General features: G+C 65.0%; 9 protein-coding genes. 6 read left to right on the forward strand and 3 right to left on the reverse strand.

The window, feature by feature from the left end; translation table 11 throughout:
- Positions 1–148 precede the first annotated feature (148 nt).
- From NQK35_RS07925 to NQK35_RS07935, 3 genes are all read right to left on the reverse strand, one after another.
- Entirely contained in the window at positions 149–3958 is a 3810-nt protein-coding gene (locus NQK35_RS07925) for a S8 family serine peptidase (RefSeq protein WP_257113804.1), read from the reverse strand.
- A 222-nt stretch (positions 3959–4180) separates the two neighbouring features.
- The gene (locus tag NQK35_RS07930; RefSeq protein ID WP_257113805.1) at positions 4181–8740 is read right to left on the reverse strand and encodes a S8 family serine peptidase; all 4560 of its coding nucleotides are present in this window, start codon (positions 8738–8740) and stop codon (positions 4181–4183) included.
- A gap of 158 nt (positions 8741–8898) precedes the next feature.
- Complete coding sequence (locus tag NQK35_RS07935) at positions 8899–10620, reverse strand: alpha/beta hydrolase (protein WP_257113806.1); 1722 nt, start codon at positions 10618–10620, stop codon at positions 8899–8901.
- Positions 10621–10855: 235 nt separating this feature from the next.
- Here NQK35_RS07935 and NQK35_RS07940 point away from each other — a divergent pair, with 235 nt between their 5' ends.
- The 6 genes from NQK35_RS07940 (at position 10856) to NQK35_RS07965 (ending at position 18139) form a co-directional block, all read left to right on the forward strand.
- A complete protein-coding gene (locus NQK35_RS07940; RefSeq protein WP_048741860.1) occupies positions 10856–11251 on the forward strand; it encodes a hypothetical protein in 396 nt (131 codons plus the stop codon).
- Complete coding sequence (locus NQK35_RS07945) at positions 11248–11547, forward strand: 1-deoxy-D-xylulose-5-phosphate synthase (RefSeq protein ID WP_257113807.1); 300 nt, start codon at positions 11248–11250, stop codon at positions 11545–11547. The genes NQK35_RS07940 and NQK35_RS07945 overlap by 4 nt, the downstream gene beginning before the upstream one ends.
- Before the next feature lie 12 nt (positions 11548–11559).
- Entirely contained in the window at positions 11560–11898 is a 339-nt protein-coding gene (locus NQK35_RS07950) for a hypothetical protein (protein WP_034231406.1), read from the forward strand.
- 6 nt (positions 11899–11904) lie between these two features.
- Complete coding sequence (locus NQK35_RS07955; RefSeq protein ID WP_257113808.1) at positions 11905–17019, forward strand: glycohydrolase toxin TNT-related protein; 5115 nt, start codon at positions 11905–11907, stop codon at positions 17017–17019.
- The gene (locus NQK35_RS07960) at positions 17016–17519 is read left to right on the forward strand and encodes a TNT antitoxin family protein (RefSeq protein ID WP_257113809.1); all 504 of its coding nucleotides are present in this window, start codon (positions 17016–17018) and stop codon (positions 17517–17519) included. The genes NQK35_RS07955 and NQK35_RS07960 overlap by 4 nt, the downstream gene beginning before the upstream one ends.
- Positions 17520–17671: 152 nt before the next feature.
- Positions 17672–18139 carry a hypothetical protein gene (locus NQK35_RS07965; protein ID WP_257113810.1) on the forward strand — a complete coding sequence of 156 codons (468 nt, stop codon included), beginning with the start codon at positions 17672–17674 and terminating at the stop codon, positions 18137–18139.
- Positions 18140–18232 lie beyond the last annotated feature (93 nt).

Consider the following 18232-nt stretch of genomic DNA (forward strand, 5'->3'; position numbering starts at 1 on the left):
GCAAACAACTCTTGTGACAAACTTTGTTTCACAAAGAGATATAGATGACGATTATTTTACCCAGTGCTAAGTCCCGGGCCCGAGAACGCTTACAAAACAACGTTCCCGGGCCCGGGTGAGGGTCTTGACAGAATGAGAGGCGGGACGCTTAACGCATCCAGGCTCCGGAATCGTCAAAGAGGTAGGTGCGTCCGTTGATGACCTGGGCACCCGTCAGCATGACGCCGGAAGCCGACAGGTAGTACCACGAGCCACCCACGTTGACCCACCCGGTGGCCATCGCTCCGGAAGCCGACAGATAGTACCACGAGCCACCCACGTTGACCCAGCCGGTGGCCATCGCTCCGGAAGCCGTCAGGTAATACCAGGAGCCACCCTGGTTGACCCAGCCGGTGGCCATCACCTTCGTCGCCGGATCCAGGTAGTACCAGGCGCCATCGCGCACCCAACCACTCACACGCACGCCATCGGAGTCGGCATACACCCACTGACCATCCACGCGCCTAAGCCAGCCGGTCGCCATGTAGCCACTCGGCCCAAACAGGTAATCACTCCCGTTGATGGTGAACCAGCCATTCTTCAGATAGCCCGCACCATCAGCGCACCGGTACCACCAGCCGACACCGTCCCTGACCCAGTGACCACCATCGGGACTCACGCACCCATCGGTCGCGCCGGGGTTATCGCTGGGCAGGTCAAGAGTCAAAGCCTCGGAGTGGTTCAGCCCGTAATCCCACGCCAGCAAGTACGGGTGAGCGATGACACTACCGGAACCACCCTGATCGGTCCACGCCGCATCAACATCCTTAAAAGGAACCTCCACGTGGTACCGATACACCCCATCAGCACCAACATCACCCTCACCATCGGAGAAAACATGGCGGTAGAACCACAAGCCATCAGCCGGGTCATGCAGATCAACACCCGCCAAAGGCGAAGAATCCGTGACATCGAAGGACACAACCGTCTCGGAACCTTCTCCGCTGTACGTCACACCAGAGACGACCGGCCCCACCGTATCGAGACGGAACCTATAGGAGACCGACTGCTCCACCTGCGAAGGCCCATCATTATGAGCGGAGATCGTCAACTGATACATCCCATCAGGCAGGCCGCGATACGTCTCCGAACGCGCGTCGAAGGCCGTCGAATCGTGGTAGGCCTCGACCCACGTGTTTTCTTCGGTGCTGCTCAAGTAGACGGACTTCCAGTTCCGGTAGTTCGTCACCGACGTGACCGCCTCCCCGCCTTGACGAGTGTAGGTGCTGGTCAGGGTGTGGACGCTGCGTAGGGTACCCGTGCGGGGCTCGAGGATGGTGGGCGCCCCCATGGCCGGCGATCGGGAGATCACGTAGCGATCCGGGTTTGGGGCCCCTCGACGGTTTGCAGCCTTGACGAGGGGGTTGTATCCGAGGAGCTGTCCGGTGGTCCCGTTGTAGATACCCGAGGCCAGGGTGTGCGCACCGCCTTCGGAGGCGAGGGCATCAAAGATAGGTGCCTTGCCCCAATCCCCATAGAACCCCAGATACGGCACACCCAAATCCGGCTGGGACTCGGTCTTCGAGGCGAAACGCACGAAACCATCGAGGAAGGTACCGTTGGGCGTATTCTGCGCGACGTAGGAAGCAAACTCAGCCCCGGGCGTGATGTCGATGCCGACGGTGACCTCACCGCTCGCAGGAACAGTCACACTCGCCCCCTCAGCCACAGCCGACGCGCCACCCGAGTACCGAATCTCCACCCCACGGCCTCGCCAATCCGAGGAATGCTCGGTGAAGAAACCACCCTCGACAATCTCAGACAGCGCCTGCGAACTCAACTCATACGTGGCCTCCACACCCGACAAGTTGTGCAACGTGGCATCAAAATGCCAACCGGTCGTCCCATCCCCCAGGTCCGCCTTGGGACGGGACTGCTCGGGGGCACCCACAACCGTCGGATACACCGACGAGGTCGTCGCCGCCAGGGCATCCACAAGGCCCGCACCCTGCTTACGCGGAGAATAAAGCGCACCCGAAGTCTGCGCAGCGTCCGTCAGCGGCCGGGCGGTTCCCATGATGAGGTTCTGCACCACGTCGGCCTTCTCGCGCGCGCTCATGGATGCGAACAGCGGATCGTTTTCGACGCGCTGCAGGACGATCGCGCTAATGCCCGCCATCTGCGGGGTCGCCATCGACGTGCCGGAGGTCTGCTCGTACGCGCCGTTCGGTATCGCAGAGAAAACGTTGCCTCCCGGAGCGGCGATCTCGGGCTTGAGACGCAGGTCCGGGGACACCCCCCACGCCGAGAAGCCGGAGGCCTCGTAGATGGAGGACTGGGGAAGAACCTGTCCCTGCGCCATCGTCAGGTGGTGGTCGGCGGCCTCCAGCATCGCCTGACCATCGGCCTGGGAGATGAAGGCGGCGGGCACGTCCTGGGTCGTCAGGTTCATGATGATGAGGGAACCGACAGAGACGTTGTTGTAGACCAGAACCCCGTCCGGATGCAGGTCGTAGAGGTTCTCGACCTTCTTCTGGTAGGTCATCTTTCCGCGCGAAACCAGGGCGATCTTACCGGCCAGGCCCTCGGGATACTTCTTCCGCAGGGCCTCGGCGTCCTCCTCGGAGGCGAAACCGGCGTCCACGTACTCGTAGGTTCCGGCAGGCAGGTCGGAGAAGTACGCGACCTTCTCCCCGTTCATGCCGCGCGAGCGCTGGTATCCGATGTCGCGTCCGGCGGCCGTGAAGGCGTTGCGAATCAGGGCATTTTCAACGGAGGCCACCGCAACGACGGAGGGGTATGTCGCCGGCTCGTCCATGACCGAAGAGTCGGGGTCCGAGGCGTAGGGAAGGCCCTTACCGGAGTTGTTGCCGTAGCCGGTCGAGAAGGCGTTGCCCGCCGCAGCGTTGACCGTGACCCCGGCGTCTTGAAGCTTCTTGTAGACGGTCGCGTAGACCGAGTCGGCCTCGTTGTCCATGCCGGCCGTCCATCCGAGGGACAGGTTGATGACGTCGGGGCGCAGGACAACCATGTCGTCGAGGGCGGCCAGCAGCGCCGAGTCGAGGAGCGCATCGTCCTCGGTGCGTGTCACCTTGGCGACCAGGACCTGGGCATTCGGGGCGGTACCGACGATCTTGTCGGCGTTGCCGGCAGCAATGCCGGCCACGTGCGTCCCGTGGAAGCCTGACCCGCCTTCGCGCGGCGTCGCGTCGGGGTCGGAGTCGGCGTAGTCGTAGGCGAAGGGGAACTTCTCACTGACGTAGGCACCGGTCTTCCCCGCACCCAGCCTGGGCGCCAGGGCGGCCACCGACTCCGCGGTCAGCGCGGGGGTTCCCTCGAGCGCGCCCGTGAAGGCCGGATGGGAGGTATCGACGCCCGTGTCGATGACCGCCACGACCTTACCCTCGCCCTTCTGAGTGACCTGGTCGGTGCGCATCATCAGCTGAGCGCTGAGGTTGGCCGGATCCTGTCCTCCATCGCGCACGGAGGCGGTGCCGCCCTCGGCATCGATACCCGCAAGGTCACTGACGTGGCCTTCGCGTTCGAGGAAGGCGGCGCTCACGCCGCTCACGCCGCGAATCGCCTCGAGAGACCCAGCAGGCGCACGCAACGCAAAACCATCCAACGCATTGCCATACTCCCGCTCCACCTCAACCGACACACCCGGGAACAACCGGGACACAGCCTCATTCATCGACGCCACAACCGCAGCACGATCCACACCATCACCAAGCTGAACAATCATTCCCACAACCCGAGCCGGATCCCGATCACCAGAACCCTCCAACCCCTCAGGAACAGAACTCAGCCCACCCTTGGACCTCAACGCCGTATCCACATCACCCACAGGCACAGACGAAGCCGGGGGCGGGGGTGATGACTCCGCTGGTCTCGGTGCGGCGATGGCGGCGGGGCCGGTGACCACGAGCGCGCAGGCGCCGAAAGATGCCAGGAGGGCAGCTGGTTTCTTCATTGACATAAGCCTTCTCCAATTGTGTTGTGGGACGGCCTGCGGCCGGCTTGGGATGGTCCGTCATCGCGACCGTCCCCCACAAGATACCGTATGTGGCGCGGGTGACAATCACCGGAACGCTAATGCCATCATTAAGTGGATCTGAAGTGTCTAGCTCGCTCTTTGGTCTGGGCGCGCATGCGCAAGGGCCCCGGGGGTGACTCCCCGGGGCCCTTGCGCCGTTTGTCGTCAGCTCAGTCGTTGCCTGCGAGCGACAACCAGGACGAAGCCGAGCGTCGCCGCAGCGGTGAGGATACCGACGAAGCCGTTTGTCGAGGCTCCCGTAGCCGCCAGCGACGAGGGCCGCGTCCTCTTGGGGTGCGGCGCGTGGTAGTCGGCCGCGTCGCCAAGAGACAGCGCGGCGCGTCCGACGACGGACACGGGTTGCCCGGCGGCCGCTGGGGCGGAGGCCGCGGCACCGGGGGCGCGGGTGCTCGCAGCGGGTGCGGCGCTGCTCGGCGAGGCTTCGCTCCCCTGCCCCTGGTCGGGAGCGTCGGGCGAGGCCGGGGCCGAGGCATTGGGGTTGGGCGTCGCGGGCGCGGCGTCCCCGCCCGTCGCGCGGTCGTCCGAGGCCGAGTCTGAGCCGGTGGCCTCCGGGCTGGCGATGGGCGCGGGCGTGGGTGCGTTCCCGGATGCGGTGTCGCTCGCGGGCGTCTCGGCCTGCGCCCTCGCGGAGGTGAGCGCGGGCGGGGTGACCGGCACGCCGCGCAGGGCGTTGGCGCCGATGCTCGTCAAGCGAGCCAGGTCGGATCGGAAGTTGATGGCGGTGAGGTTCCGGTCCCCGTCGAAGGCGGATTCTCCGATGGTTGTCGTCCCGCCGATGTTGACCCAGGTGAGGGAGGTGACGCCTCGGAAGGCGTGCGCGCCGATCGTCTCGAAGGAGTCTGGCAGGGTGAGGGAGGAGAGGTGGGATCCGACGAAGGCGTAGCGGTCGATGCGGCGCAGGCTATCGGGGAGGGTGACCTCGTCCAGGGGTGCCCCTTCGAAGGACTCCTGGGCGAGCGCTCGCGTGCCGTCGGGGACCGTGTAGCTGACGCCCGCGCGTCCGAGCGGGTAGGTCAGCAGCGTGTCGCGGCCCTTCGTGAACAGGACCCCGTCGACGCTCTCGTACGAGGCGTTGTCCGCCTTGACGGTGATCGCCTTGAGTTTCGGCGAGGCGGTGAAGGTCGAGACCAGCTGGCCCTCACGCACGCCGCTCCCGATGCTCACCCCCGTCAGCGAGGGCATGAGCGCGAAGGCTCCCGGGCCGATATTGGACACGCTGTCCGGCACGTTGATGGCCGCGAGACCGGTGCCCAGGAACGCCCGTGCGCCGATCTGACGCAGCCCCGAGGGAATCCCCTCGCCGACCTGCCCGCGCGCATCGCGAACGGTCACGCTCGCCAGGGAGGCCGCGCCTTCGAAGGCGGAGGCCCCGATGCGCTCGACCGTGTCGGGCAGCTCCACGGAGGCGACGGAGGAGCGTGCGAACACGCGGTCGGCCAGGGCTGTGACGCCGCCGGGGACGCTGACCTCCGTGTCGCTACCGCTGTAGGAGCGAAGGACCCCGGCCTCGTCGATGACGAAGTCGGAGGAGGCCGCAGCGCGCACGCTCACCTCCGCCGAGGCCGACGCCCACGTTCCGTCCCCCTGGCGCACCCACGCGGTCAGGGTCGTCGCCCCCTCCTTCGTTCCCGCAGTGATCGTGGCCGTCAGGGTGTCGGAGGAGGTGGACAGCGACGCGACCGCGGAGTCCGCGAGCGACCACACGACCTGCGAACCCGACAGGCTCGGGCTCAGGACGGCGGAGACCTGGGAGGTCTCGCCCGATGGGATCACGACCGAGGAGGTGGACAGCGAGATCGGGTCCGAGGCGTCCACGGAGACGGTCACGCCCGTGGAGGCGTTCACGCCGTAGTCCCACGCATACAGGGTGGGGTTGGTGGGAGCCGGGCCGGTGCCTCCGTGGGACTCCCAGCCGCGCTGCAGGTCCGCGACGGGCACGTCGAAGTGATAGGTGCGCTGGCCGTCAGCGCCGAGGGCGCCCCCGTCGGTCACGAGCGTGCGGTAGTAGTAGGAGCCGTTGGCCGGGTCGTGGAAGTCGATGGAGGCCAGGGGCGAGGAGTCCGTGACGTCGAAGGACACGGTGCGTGCCTCGCCCTGGCCGCTGACGTGAACGCCGCTGATCTTGGGCCCGGTGAGGTCGTAGGCGAAGGAGTACGTCAGCGTCTGGGTGCGCGAGCTCGGGCCGTCGGTAACGGCGTCGATGCGCAGCGTGTAGCGCCCCTCGGGCAGGCGGCGGCCGTACCAGTCGTAGCCGTCGAAGTACGGGTCGCCCATGGAGTATTCGCCCGAGGCGATGAGGCGCGTGTAGTCGTCGTACAGGGACTTGCGGGGGTTCTTGTAGGAGTACTGGCGCACCGTGTTGCCCGCGGAGTCCTGGTAGGTGTAGGTGACGCTCTTCGTTGACCGCAGCAGGCCGGTGACGGGTCGGATCGCGGAGGGTCCCTGAGCCCACGTCGACGCGGACACCACGTAGGCGTCCGGGTTGGGGGCGGGCGCCGAGGACGCGGAGGTGTAGCCGGCCAGCGGGTTCACGCCGAGGGACACACCCGTGGTCGCGGAGGCGAGGCGAGAGGCCACCGCGTGGGCCTGGCCGCCGTCGGAGGCGAGGGAGTCGAAGACCGGAACGGCGCCCCAGTCCCCGTAGAATCCCAGGAAGGGAACGGACAGGTCGGGCTCGCCTTCGGTCATCGAGGTCAGGACCGTGAAGCCGTCGACGAAGGTGCCGTTGGGCGCGTAGGCGCCGGCGTAGGCGGCGAAGGCCGCCTGCGGCGTGATGGTCACCGTCGCGGTGACGACGCCTCGGCCGGGCACGGTGATCGTCGAGGAGTCCGCGCTTCCACTGACGTCGCCCGAGTAGCTGACCGAGATGCCCTGGTCGGTCCAGTTGGCGCTGTGCTGGGTGAAGACACCGGAGGCGACAACCTCGGAGAGCGCCTGCGTGTTCAGCCGGTAGGTGCGTGCCTCGTAGGCGGTGTTGGTCAGGCGAATGGAGAACGTCCAGCCCTCGGTTCCGTCCCCGAGGTCGGCCTTGGGCCGCGTCTCGTCGGGCGCGTCCACGACGGTGGGGAACACGGTGGCGGAGGAGGCCGCCACCGCGTTGGCCAGGCCGGAGCCGATCTTGCGCGGCGAGTAGTAGGCGCCGCGGCCGCCCTCGTTGTCGACCAGCGGCTTGGCCGTGCCCATGAGGAGGTTGTAGACGACCCCCATCTTTTGGGCCTCGGTCATGTAGGCGAAACCGGGGTCGGACTCCACGCGCTGCTTGATGTCGGCGGCCATGCCCGCCAGGTAGGGGGTCGCCATGGAGGTGCCGGACGAGTAGCCGTAGGTGCCGCCCGGCAGCGCCGACCAGATGTATCCGCCGGGCGCGGCGATCTCGGGCTTGAGGGTCAGGTTGGGGGCCACGCCCCAGGAGGAGAAGCTTGACGCCTTGTAGGTGGAGGGACCCCACCCGTTGGCGTTATCGACGGAGGCGACCGACAGGGACGCCGTGTAGGTGGAGGGCTGGGCGACCGTCGACGAATCGGGGTCGGAGGCGTAGGGCAGGCCCCAGCCGCTGGCGTTGCCCTGGGAGGAGGCACCGAAGTTGCCGCCCGCGACGTTGAGCATGATGCCCTGTTCGGACAGGCGGTAGTAGACGGACCCGTAGGTGTCGTTGCGGGCCTCCGAGGCGCCGCCCGCGTATCCGAAGGACATGTTGATGACGTCGGGCTTGAGGACCGCGCAGTCATCCAGGGCGGCGAAGATCGCCGAGTCGGACAGCCCTCCCGTCGCATCAATTCCGGCCTTCATGAGCAGCAGCTGCGCGCCGGGTGCGGACCCCAGGATCGCTCCGCCGTTCGCGGCCGCGATGCCCGCGACGTGCGTGCCGTGGGCCATGTTGTGGACCGTGTGCGGGATGACGTCGGAGTCGCCGTCGCCGTAGTCGTAGGCGAAGGGGATCTTCGCCGACACGTAGGCGCCCGCCCAGCCCGTGCTCAGGCCTCGCTTGACCGAGGAGATCGAGTCGTATGAGTAGGCAACCCTCGATTCATCGAGCGCACCGGAGAAGGCCTCGTGGGTCGTGTCGAAGCCCGTGTCGATGATCGCGATTGTCGTCCCATCACCCTTCTGGCTGATGCGGTCCACGCCCGTCATGTCCAGCGAGTACTGGTTCTGGGGACCGGAGTAGCCCTCCTCCGACGAGGGGGTGACCGTCTGCTCGACGAACGCGCGCTTGACGCCCTCGACCCCGCGCACCGCTTCGACCGCTCCGGCGGGAACCTCGATCGCGAAGCCCTCCATCACGTGCTCGTAGTCCTCGACCTCGGTGACGGGGCCGCCACCCGAGGTCACCTGGCCGGGCGCCGCGGCCTCCACGGCCGCGCGAATACGCTCCTTGACGACCGTGCGCTTGGCATCGGCGGACACCGCGCGGCGGTACCACGCGACCCCCGCGTCGCCTTCCTCGAGCTCGACGATGACCGTGACGGGATGGTTCGATTCCTCGTCGGGAAGCAGGTCGCCGGTCGGCGTGGTCGCCCCGCCCGCGTCGTACTGTGACTTCGAGGTGAGTTCGGGCTCCAGGGGCTTACCGGCGTTCGACGAGGGGGGCGAGGCCGGAGCCGAGACGGGCGTGTCGGCCGAGTCGGCGAATGCCTGAGGGGCGATGATGGCGATCCCCAGGGTGGCAGCGAGGGAGAGCACTGCAAGGCGCGAACGCTTCATTTTTTCCACCGTGTATTTATTTGGGAGGCGAGCGTCAGCAGGTCTCGCCCTTGAGGGATTGAAACAGGCTAAGGATAGCGACCAAATGACACGAAGACAAACTCAGAACTTGTATTCCGCACCTTCATTTGTATGGTAACCAGTCGGTCAGTGGCAGCCTATTGCCGATCCGAGAGCTCCAGGTTCGCCCGCACGACGATCCCGATGCGCTCCATCATCGCCTCGTCCACCCAGGATCCGTCCAGGCTAGCCAGGCGAGGATGGGTCGGCTCCTCCCCGGCGAGCCGGTCGAAGCCGAGGATCGCCCGCCACAGGGGGATGAGCTCCTCGTGGTAGGTGTGTCCGTGGCCGCCCGGAGCGGTCCCCGCGACCGGCAGGTCCGCGAGAACCTGAATGAACGTCACGAAGCGCGTGAACTCGACGTCGCGTGACACGTCTCGCCCCGCGCGTTCGCGCAGCCAATCCGGCTGGGTCCAGATCAGCTTGTTGTTCCACCACACCACCGGGTCGGAGGGGTGCTGGGCGTAGACGAGGCGCGGGAATCCCCACGCTCCGAGCTCGCGCCCGTACAGGTCGGTGCGCAGGTCGGAGGGCTCGTTGACGAAGCGCACGCGCCGAGCGTTGTCGACGACGGGCGCCACCTCCGGGCTCCCCCGGTGTCGCGCCGCCGTCAGCGCGGCGTGCGTCGGGGTGAAGGCGGGGGTGCCCACCCACAGTGCCCCGTCCACCTGCTTGAGCGCCTCGCAAGCGGAGGCGAAGACCGACTGCGACGCGAACGCGCCCAGCGATTCACCGCAGACGAAGAGGGCGGGTCGGTGCGCCTCGTCCATGGCGTCCAACTCGGTGCGCACCGCACGAAACAGGGCGGCGGACGCCTCCTGCGCGGGCTCCAGGCCGGTCAGCCAGTTCAGGGCGGAGGGCACGTAGGAGTACTGCAGGGAGGCGGTCGCGCAGTCCCCGCGCGTGAGGAACTCCAGGGGCTGAACCTGCCACTCATCCACCCAGCCCGACCCCGTCGAGGCGGCCAGGAGGATGACCGCGCGATCGAAGGCCCCGGTGCGACGCAGCTCCTCCACCACGGTCGAGGCCGCCTGCTCGATTCCGGCACCCGCCGTGGGCATGCCGGCGTAGACGCGGATGGGTTCCTTCGCCTCGCCGCCGCTGACCTGCGCGATGTCCAGGCGCGAGGGGCCCCTGCCGAGGAATACGCGGCCCTGCCCGCCGACAGACTCCCAGGTGACGGGCGAGTCCGGCGAGGCGGAGCGCTCGCGGACGACGGGCGGATAGATGCCGCGCGCGGTCCTCATGTTCATCTGCTCGGCGTGGTGGCGGAAGAAACCGATGCCGCCCCGCAGGATCACGTTCGAGGTCAGGAAGAACATGACGACGCACAGGATGGCCACGCCAGCCAGGACGGCCACGGGCCTGGGCATGTACACGGCGAGCATCGCGATCATCGCATGGCCCACCCCGACGAGGGACGCCACGAGCGAGATCAGGCACCATGCCACCGCGACCGCCCCGAGGGTTCCCAGGACGTACTCCCCCAGGTTCTCCCCCGGCATGTTCACCAGCTTCGCGGCGACGCGGGCGCGGCGATACGACTGGATCACCGCGTAGAGCCACCACGCGGCGAAGAGGGTGGCTACCCCGATGCGGAATCCAAGCTCGACGGGTTCGGAGGCGCGAATCGTCAGCCCCGTCACGCGGATGACGCGGGCGCCGACGTTCTGCACGACCACGCCGGCAACGTATCCGCACGCGACCAGGACGCCCGAGGCGACGGCGTGCCACGCCCAGGAACGCGCCATCAGCGACGGTGCGACGCTGACCGCGTACATCGCGAGGGCCGCGATCACGCCCAGGAACGACAAACCCATGGCCCCATTGTGCCAGGTGGCCCGCCGCCCCTCACCCGGGGCACAAGGCCGGGGCTAGCGGCTCCCTGCAGCATCGAAGACTCATCAGGGCGAGCACGACATGCCATCGTTTCGCGATCGCGCATTCGACGTTCCAGCTCGAATGCCCACCGCACCGCGAACACGAGCACCTGGAACACGAGCTGGCACAACCCCTGCGGTTGACGGGCGTTCAGCGGGTTTGTAGGTTGATGCCATGAGCGCGGACGTTGGGTTTACTCCTGGGAAGCTGATTGAGGCTGCCCAGGGTATTGGGGCTACTGCTGAGCCTATTTCTCAGTCGGTGGCTCCGATCGGCGAGGATATTACGTCTTTGTCTGCGGGTTTGAATGGCTCGTATATGGAGCCGTTGGGTAATGCTATGACTGCCTGGGGCGACTCTCTGACTGTGTTGTTTGATGACTTGGGTCGCTTGGCTGAGGCCTTGGTGGGCGTGGAACGGGCTTTTTCCGCGTGTGAGGATGAGATCATCCAGTCGTTGGTTCAGGCTGCTTCCGGTTCGGAGTCGGGTGATGATGGCTCGTCCCAGGGTGGTTTGTACGCGCAGTTGCAGGCTATGGCTGGGCAAGGTGCTGATGGAGGCGAACAGTGAGTAGCGATTCGATGCTGGTGTTCCAGGAGGCTAACGCCACACAGATGGCAGAGGTGTTCCGTAAACGGGTCGCGGTGGTCAAGAATTTCATCCCTGATATCAGCGACGGCATTAAGAGCAGCGTCGGTGATTGGACGGGTGAGTCTCGTCAGGCGTGCGATGCTGCGTTGAAGCGTTTGGAAGAGCGTGGCGAGGAGTTGGCTGAGTTGTTAACCGCTGCGGCTGACGCGATGGAAGAGATTCTCGCCGAAGGCCAGCATGCTGAGTCTAAAGCGTTTGCGTGTATCGACAGTTAAGGGTTGTCAATCGTGAGTGATTTTAAGGTCGATTTGCAGGCGATGTCGTCTTTCGTGGAGTCGTTGTCGTCTTTTGAGGAGGCGGCCAAGGAGTATGACGTGGAGGACTGGGTTCCCAACTCTGGCATGCTAGAGAATCCTGAGGTGTGGGATCGCACAAACGCGTTCCAGGACACGTGGGAAAAGGGCACGAACGACTTGCGTGATGAGATTAAGGCTGCGAGTAGTGCGGTCAGTGGCGCGTTGGGTGCCTACGCGGAATACATGGACAAGTCGAAAGAGCACATGGCTAAAGTGGAGCAGGCTGCGCAAGCTCTGGGGCAGTCTCCTGTCGTCGGTTCGGGGGCGTGATCTGGCGTGGGTGTTGTCGCGCATGGTGCGCCGGTCTTTAAGATCGGTGGGGATCCCGGTGGGATCTCGACGCGCGCCGCGGTGATGATGGATCGCGCCAACGAGTTCGGTGAGATTCATTCCGGCTTGTCTTCCCTGAAGTCTGATGGGTGGGAAGGTCGCGCGGCGGATCATTTCCGCTCTAAGTTCAAGGTGCAGACCAAGGGCTGGCTGGACGCCCAGGAGGCCTTCTCTTCCGCGTCTGAAGCGTATTCGTCGTATGCGTCGACGCTGGCGTCGGCGCAGGGCCAGTGTGATGGGATCCGCTCGCGGTGGAAGCAGGGCCGCAACGCGGTCCAGCAGGCGCAGAACAATCAGGCTGACGCGCGGAGCCAAGCCGCAGCAGAGGGCGGCATCCCCATGTTTGACGCCTCGTGCGACGAGGGGCCGGGCCGCTCGGCGATGGCGGCCGCGGTCGCTGATTTCGAGACGCTGGTCGATCAGGTCAACGAGGCCGGCGACCTACTCATTACCGCCCTAAATGCTGGTATCGCGAAACTGCCCGAGCGCACGTGGTGGGATTCGGTCAAGCGCACGGTCGGCTCCGTCGTCAAAGGCTTCGTCGAAGCGGTGGCCGACTTGGTGAAGCTGGGATTGGCACTCAGCGGCGTCCCGATGCTCTTTGACTTTGGGCGCATGCTGATGGGTCAGATGACCTGGGATGAGTTCTACGCCAAGCACAGCACGATTCCAATGGAGACCATCGCCGGCCTAGCAAAGGCACTGTGGGAGGATCCCGGAGCGTTCTTCGCTGGCCTGGGCAAAGCGCTTGTCGATTGGGACACGTGGACCGACGATCCCGGGCGCGCGATCGGACACCTGTTGCCGGACGTGCTCATTGCTATCGCGACAGCCGGGACCGGAACGGCGGCGTCCGCCGGCGAGAAAGCCACTTCGGGAGCCGCTCGGTTGGCTCGGATGGCCCATATCGGCAAGGAAGTGTTCAAGGCCATCCTGCCGGTCAACCCCGACGATGTGCGTGCGTTAGGCAAGCTCGGGAAGAACCTGTTTACGAAGTTCACCCACCATGGTGTGGACGCGGCCGATACCGTGGCCAAGCTGGGCGCTGATGCCAGGAGGCAGCTGTCGGGTTTGCGCGGTGGCAACCTGATGGCGGACGCGAACAAGTATTCTGATGCCGGCCATCTCTCCGGGAACGCGTCCCACGGGGCGAACAACCTTGCCGGACTTGACCACCTCTCTGGACGGTCCTCCCACGTCGGCGGCGGGGCACATGATCTTGCTGGCGCCTCCGACCTCACCGGGGACGCCTCCCACGCGGGCCGCGGGACACACAACGGCGGCCTCAGTAGTACCGGCACCCCGGATTCGGGCCACCGCTCGAACGGTGTGTCCAGCGCGGCCCAGCCCACCGCGACGCCTCACGCGTCCGCCGCTGGCGATGCCGGCACCAGCGGACACGCGGCCCCCGCCAACACTGCACCCAGCGCGTCTCACGGCGCTCACAACAACGCGTTCATGAATGCGGATACTGGCGGCGCCACCCACGGTGCGGGCAGCACTGCCAACGGCGCAACCAGCGCACCCGCGCCCGGCGCTCCCGCCACCGGGACCCACGGAGCTGGTACCACTGGCGCCCCCGGCGCACCCGCACCTGGTGCCCCCGGCGCTCCCGCGGGTGGCTCGCATGGGGCGGCTTCCGGCCACAGCCCCGCTGGCGGCTCCCCTGCTACTCCCGTGCGCAACGAGGGTGTGGGTGAGCGCGTTGCTACGGGTGATGCCATTCCTCCGAAGAAGCGCACTGATTCTTACCGTGTTGGCCATGATCGTTCCATGACACCTGACGAGGTCGGGTCGCAGTCTGCCGCTGCAGCTGACGGCAAGCCTCCGCGCAAGCCCACCGATTCGTGGACGGACTCTGACGGTATCCCAACGAACCGGGACGATTTCGATCGTGTCGGCACTGATCGTTTCGGCACTGAGAACAGGATGAATTCTTCCTACCTGGATGACAGCTCGACCCACGCTAATGGTCAGACGCGCGGTGCCGATGAGCTTGTCGGTGCGGGCGTTGGCCGTCGCGAGGCCAGCGTGGGCGCTCAGGGATCGTACGAGCGCGCCGGCGCGTTCGGTGGCAGTGATCCGAGCCGTGTCAGCCACGGAGCGGACGGCTTCGGCGGCACCGCCGATTTCGGAGCAAACGCAGGGCACGGAGCTCATGGCGCGAACGGTGTCACCAATTCCGCTGATGTCGGTGGCGGCATAGGCGACGCCTCGCGTGGCACGCACGCTACTGGTGCCCCCACGGGCCACGGCGGCGGTCATGTTGGTGCTGATTCTGGTACCCGCGGTGGTTCGTCGACCCCTGCGCAGGGTCCGCACCGTGCCGATCCGGGCATGTCCACCGGTGACACGCACGGCGTTTCGCGCGCTGATTCCACCCCCGGCCACGGCGACACCCCCCGGACAGGACAAGGTGGAGACGGCACCCCCGACGCGCCCACCACCCCCAAGAAGGAAACTCCTGCCGGGGACACCCTGGGTGGCGACAAGCAGCCACATAGTGGAAAGCCTGCAGCAGACACGCCTGCCACCCATGCGGACGAGGCCGCCGACGCCAGCAAGGCTGGCCACGGCTCCGGCGACGCAAATGGCTCCGGTAAGGCCGATGCCGACACCAAGCAGGGCCACGACTCCGTCGAACATGCGGACACTGACCCCAAGGCGAAGGACCACTCCGCCAACGGCAAGGCCGACGACGCCGCTGACTCGGCGCACCGCGGCGACAAAACCGAGGCCGACAAGCCCACGTCGGACAAGTCCCACAAGGAAGACGACGCCGCACACCACGACGACGAACACCCCAAGGACACCGACGACAAGCACACCACCAAAACCGACGACGCCGACACCAATCCCACCAAGGACGACGCCGACTCCAAGTCCGACAACGATTCCGGCGAGCACGCGGACGCTGACCCCAAGGCGAAGGACCACTCCGCCAACGGCAAGGCCGACGACGCCGACGATTCGGCACGCCGCAGCGACAAAACCGAGGCCGACAAGCCCACGTCGGACAAGTCCCACAAGGAAGACGACGCCGCACACCACGACGGCGACGAACACGCCAAGGACACCGACGACAAGCACACCACCAAAACCGACGACGCCGACACCAATCCCACCAAGGACGACGCCGACTCCAAGTCCGACAAGGATTCCGCCGAGCGCGCGGACGCTGACCCCAAGGCGAAGGACCACTCCGCCAACGGCAAGGCCGACGACGCCGCTGACTCGGCACGCCACGGCGACAAAACCGAGGCCGACAAGCCCACGTCGGACAAGTCCCACAAGGAAGACGACGCCGCACACCACGACGGCGACGAACACGCCAAGGACACCGACGACAAGCACACCACCAAGACCGACGACGCCGACACCAATCCCACCAAGGACGACGCCGACTCCAAGTCCGACAAGGATTCCGCCGAGCGCGCGGACGCTGACCCCAAGGCGAAGGACCACTCCGCCAACGGCAAGGCCGACGACGCCGCTGACTCGGCACGCCACGGCGACAAGTCCGAGGCAGATAAGCCCGCGTCGGACAAGTCCCACAAGGAAGACGACGCCGCACACCACGACGGCGACGAGCACCCCAAGGACACCGACGACAAGCACACCACCAAGAAGGACGCCGACCCGAAGTCGAAGGATCACTCCGCCAACGGCAAGGCCGACGACGCCGCTGACTCGGCACGCCACGGCGACAAGTCCGAGGCAGATAAGCCCGCGTCGGACAAGTCCCACAAGGAAGACGACGCCGCACACCACGACGGCGACGAACACCCCAAGGACACCGACGACAAGCACACCACCAAGACCGACGACGCCGACTCCAAGTCCACCAAGGACGAGGCCGACACGCACAAGTCCGACAAGGACAGCGACACCAAGTCCACCAAGGATTCCGGCGAGCGCGCGGACGCTGACCCCAAGGCGAAGGACCACTCCGCCAACGGCAAGGCCGACGACACGCACCAGTCCGACAAGGGCTCCGGCGAGCACACGGACACTGACCCGAAGGCGAAGGACCACTCCGCCAACGGCAAGGCCGACGACGCTGCTGATTCGACGCGCCACGGTGACAAGACCGAGGCCGACAAGCCCACATCGGACAAGTCCCACAAGGAAGACGACGCCGCACACCACGACGGCGACGAGCACCCCAAGGACACCGACGACAAGCACACCACCAAGACCGACGACGCCGACACGCACAAGTCCGATAAGGACGGTGACGGCAAGTCCAACAAGGACGACGCCGACGCCAAGTCCGACAAGGACGACGACACGCACAAGTCCGACAAGGACGGTGACAGCGAGGGTTCCGGAAGCCACGACGGAAACGAAAGCTCCGACGATGAACCAGCCTTTGCCGACGGGATCACAGCAGGCGGCCATCCTGGCCCTTACAAAGAGGCAAACGACGGTTTTATCGCCGATTTTGCGGAGAAGAATGGCCACACACTCGATACGGATCACGGGCCGATCGGCGCAGATCTGGTCGATCATCGAGAACCAATCAGCACAGATCCTGATACTGGTGAACAGATTTCTGCAGATCTGTACAAGGAACGCGCGACCGGACCTGATGGTGAAACAGACTGGCCAAATGTAAAAAAGCATCCTGAGCTAGCCGACGACATGATAGATGGCGTTTACCTTCATGGCGATCCAGAAAAGGGAATTCCTCCGTTCCAAGATATGACAGTCGACGAATTTATCAAGGAGCACCCCGGAAATCTTGATCGAATTGGAGGAGACCATGGCAAATATTTCGCATTAGTAGGCAAGGACGGGCCGGACTCTTTCCAGAAACGATCAATTCACGCACACTCACTCTACGATCCTTACAGCCAATTCGAGTTCCGTCCAGGAAACCTACCTCCAGGAACGCGCGTAGAAACGGGAATTGTCTACCCATGGTTTGACTCACCCGGAGGATCACGACAGGTCAGGCTGTACACCGTCCACTCTGTTACCAAAGAACACATGTACTTGAGCGCCCAACAACTCCTTGAAGGCCCGAACCCTGTTCTAGTTAGAAAGACAGTCAAATGAACGAAGAACTCTCTGCATACATCACGCGTCTGTGCGAACTATCGGGACACACAACGCGGATCGACGATGATTTGATCCTGGTCGAGCCGGGTGAAGACTTTATCTACGACGCATTCACCATGGTTGAGGAATACTACGCCTACGGCGAGGTCGATAAGTACTCATTCGGCGGGTCGCTCTTCGGGTCCGCGTCCTTCGAGATCTTCAAGAAGTTCGCGATTATGCATTTCGCCGCAGACATTCGTGCAGCACACCAGCTCCCGCCCCTCAACCTCCCACCAGTGACCGACGTTCACCCCAGTTTTTCCATCGAATTCCGCGAACCGATCGCGTACCTGCTGACAAGCAAAACCTCCCCCATCCCCACGACATACACATCCTTCTCGCCAGCTGCGCTGCTCTCATTGTCATATCTGATGGGCACGTCAAGCGAGGACTTGCTCTCCCTGGTCCTCGAACCGTCCGGGGCCGGATACGCCGCGCTGTACCAGCACGACTAAGGGTTCCCCGCTCCCGGTGCTAGCTCACGGAGCACAGGACGAGACATTCGGCCACGCCTCCCCTCGTACGACGGGAGGCCAGAGATGCCATTCCGCGCTCGCCCGTCAGTTAGGATGTCCGCAGAGGCAACGACTCAAAGGAGTGAGTGCCCATGCTGGAAGAATTCAACGATCTCATATCCACGCTCTGCACGGACTCTTCAATCGTGCGCGAGGTGCGAGAGAATAGACTGTTTTTCACCGATGACGGCCTTATCTTTCACTCGTTTTGGGAATCGAACGACTATTTTAGGTTTGCTCGTTCGGAACGCCCATCATTCGGTGGCGGCTATTTGTGGACGCGCAACCCAACCATCGCACAGTATCAGCTGGTTATCGTTCTCGGAAGTTCTATTCGTCGCCTCAACTCATGGGATCCAATAGCACTACCGTCACAGCCAGACACTCTCAAGACCGCCTGGTCACTCACACCTGTACCAGGCACGACAGCGATTGACTGCGTTTACGTTGACGATCCGGAACTTAGTTTCGGGACCTTCACCAAAGACCAATGGCTTCGCCTCGCGAGTCTTCTCACTATGCCCCTCGAGGACGCGATTCGGCTCTACACAACGGAATAACCCGCCGCGGAAAACGTTCGCTCGTCACCCTTCAAGGTGACGAGGCCTCGGCCCCCTCCCCAGACTCACCGCAGCCGTAGAATCAAGGCAGTC

It is taken from the genome of Schaalia odontolytica (assembly GCF_024584435.1).
Classification (GTDB): Bacteria; Actinomycetota; Actinomycetes; order Actinomycetales; family Actinomycetaceae; genus Pauljensenia.

Bases quoted from the DNA above. Each gene is read 5' to 3' on its own strand.
- NQK35_RS07960 (WP_257113809.1), top strand. From the start codon at position 17,016: ATGAACGAAGAACTCTCTGCATACATCACGCGTCTGTGCGAACTATCG.
- NQK35_RS07925 (WP_257113804.1), bottom strand. From the start codon at position 3,958: ATGTCAATGAAGAAACCAGCTGCCCTCCTGGCATCTTTCGGCGCCTGC.
- NQK35_RS07965 (WP_257113810.1), top strand. From the start codon at position 17,672: ATGCTGGAAGAATTCAACGATCTCATATCCACGCTCTGCACGGACTCT.
- NQK35_RS07940 (WP_048741860.1), top strand. From the start codon at position 10,856: ATGAGCGCGGACGTTGGGTTTACTCCTGGGAAGCTGATTGAGGCTGCC.
- NQK35_RS07935 (WP_257113806.1), bottom strand. From the start codon at position 10,620: ATGGGTTTGTCGTTCCTGGGCGTGATCGCGGCCCTCGCGATGTACGCG.
- NQK35_RS07930 (WP_257113805.1), bottom strand. From the start codon at position 8,740: ATGAAGCGTTCGCGCCTTGCAGTGCTCTCCCTCGCTGCCACCCTGGGG.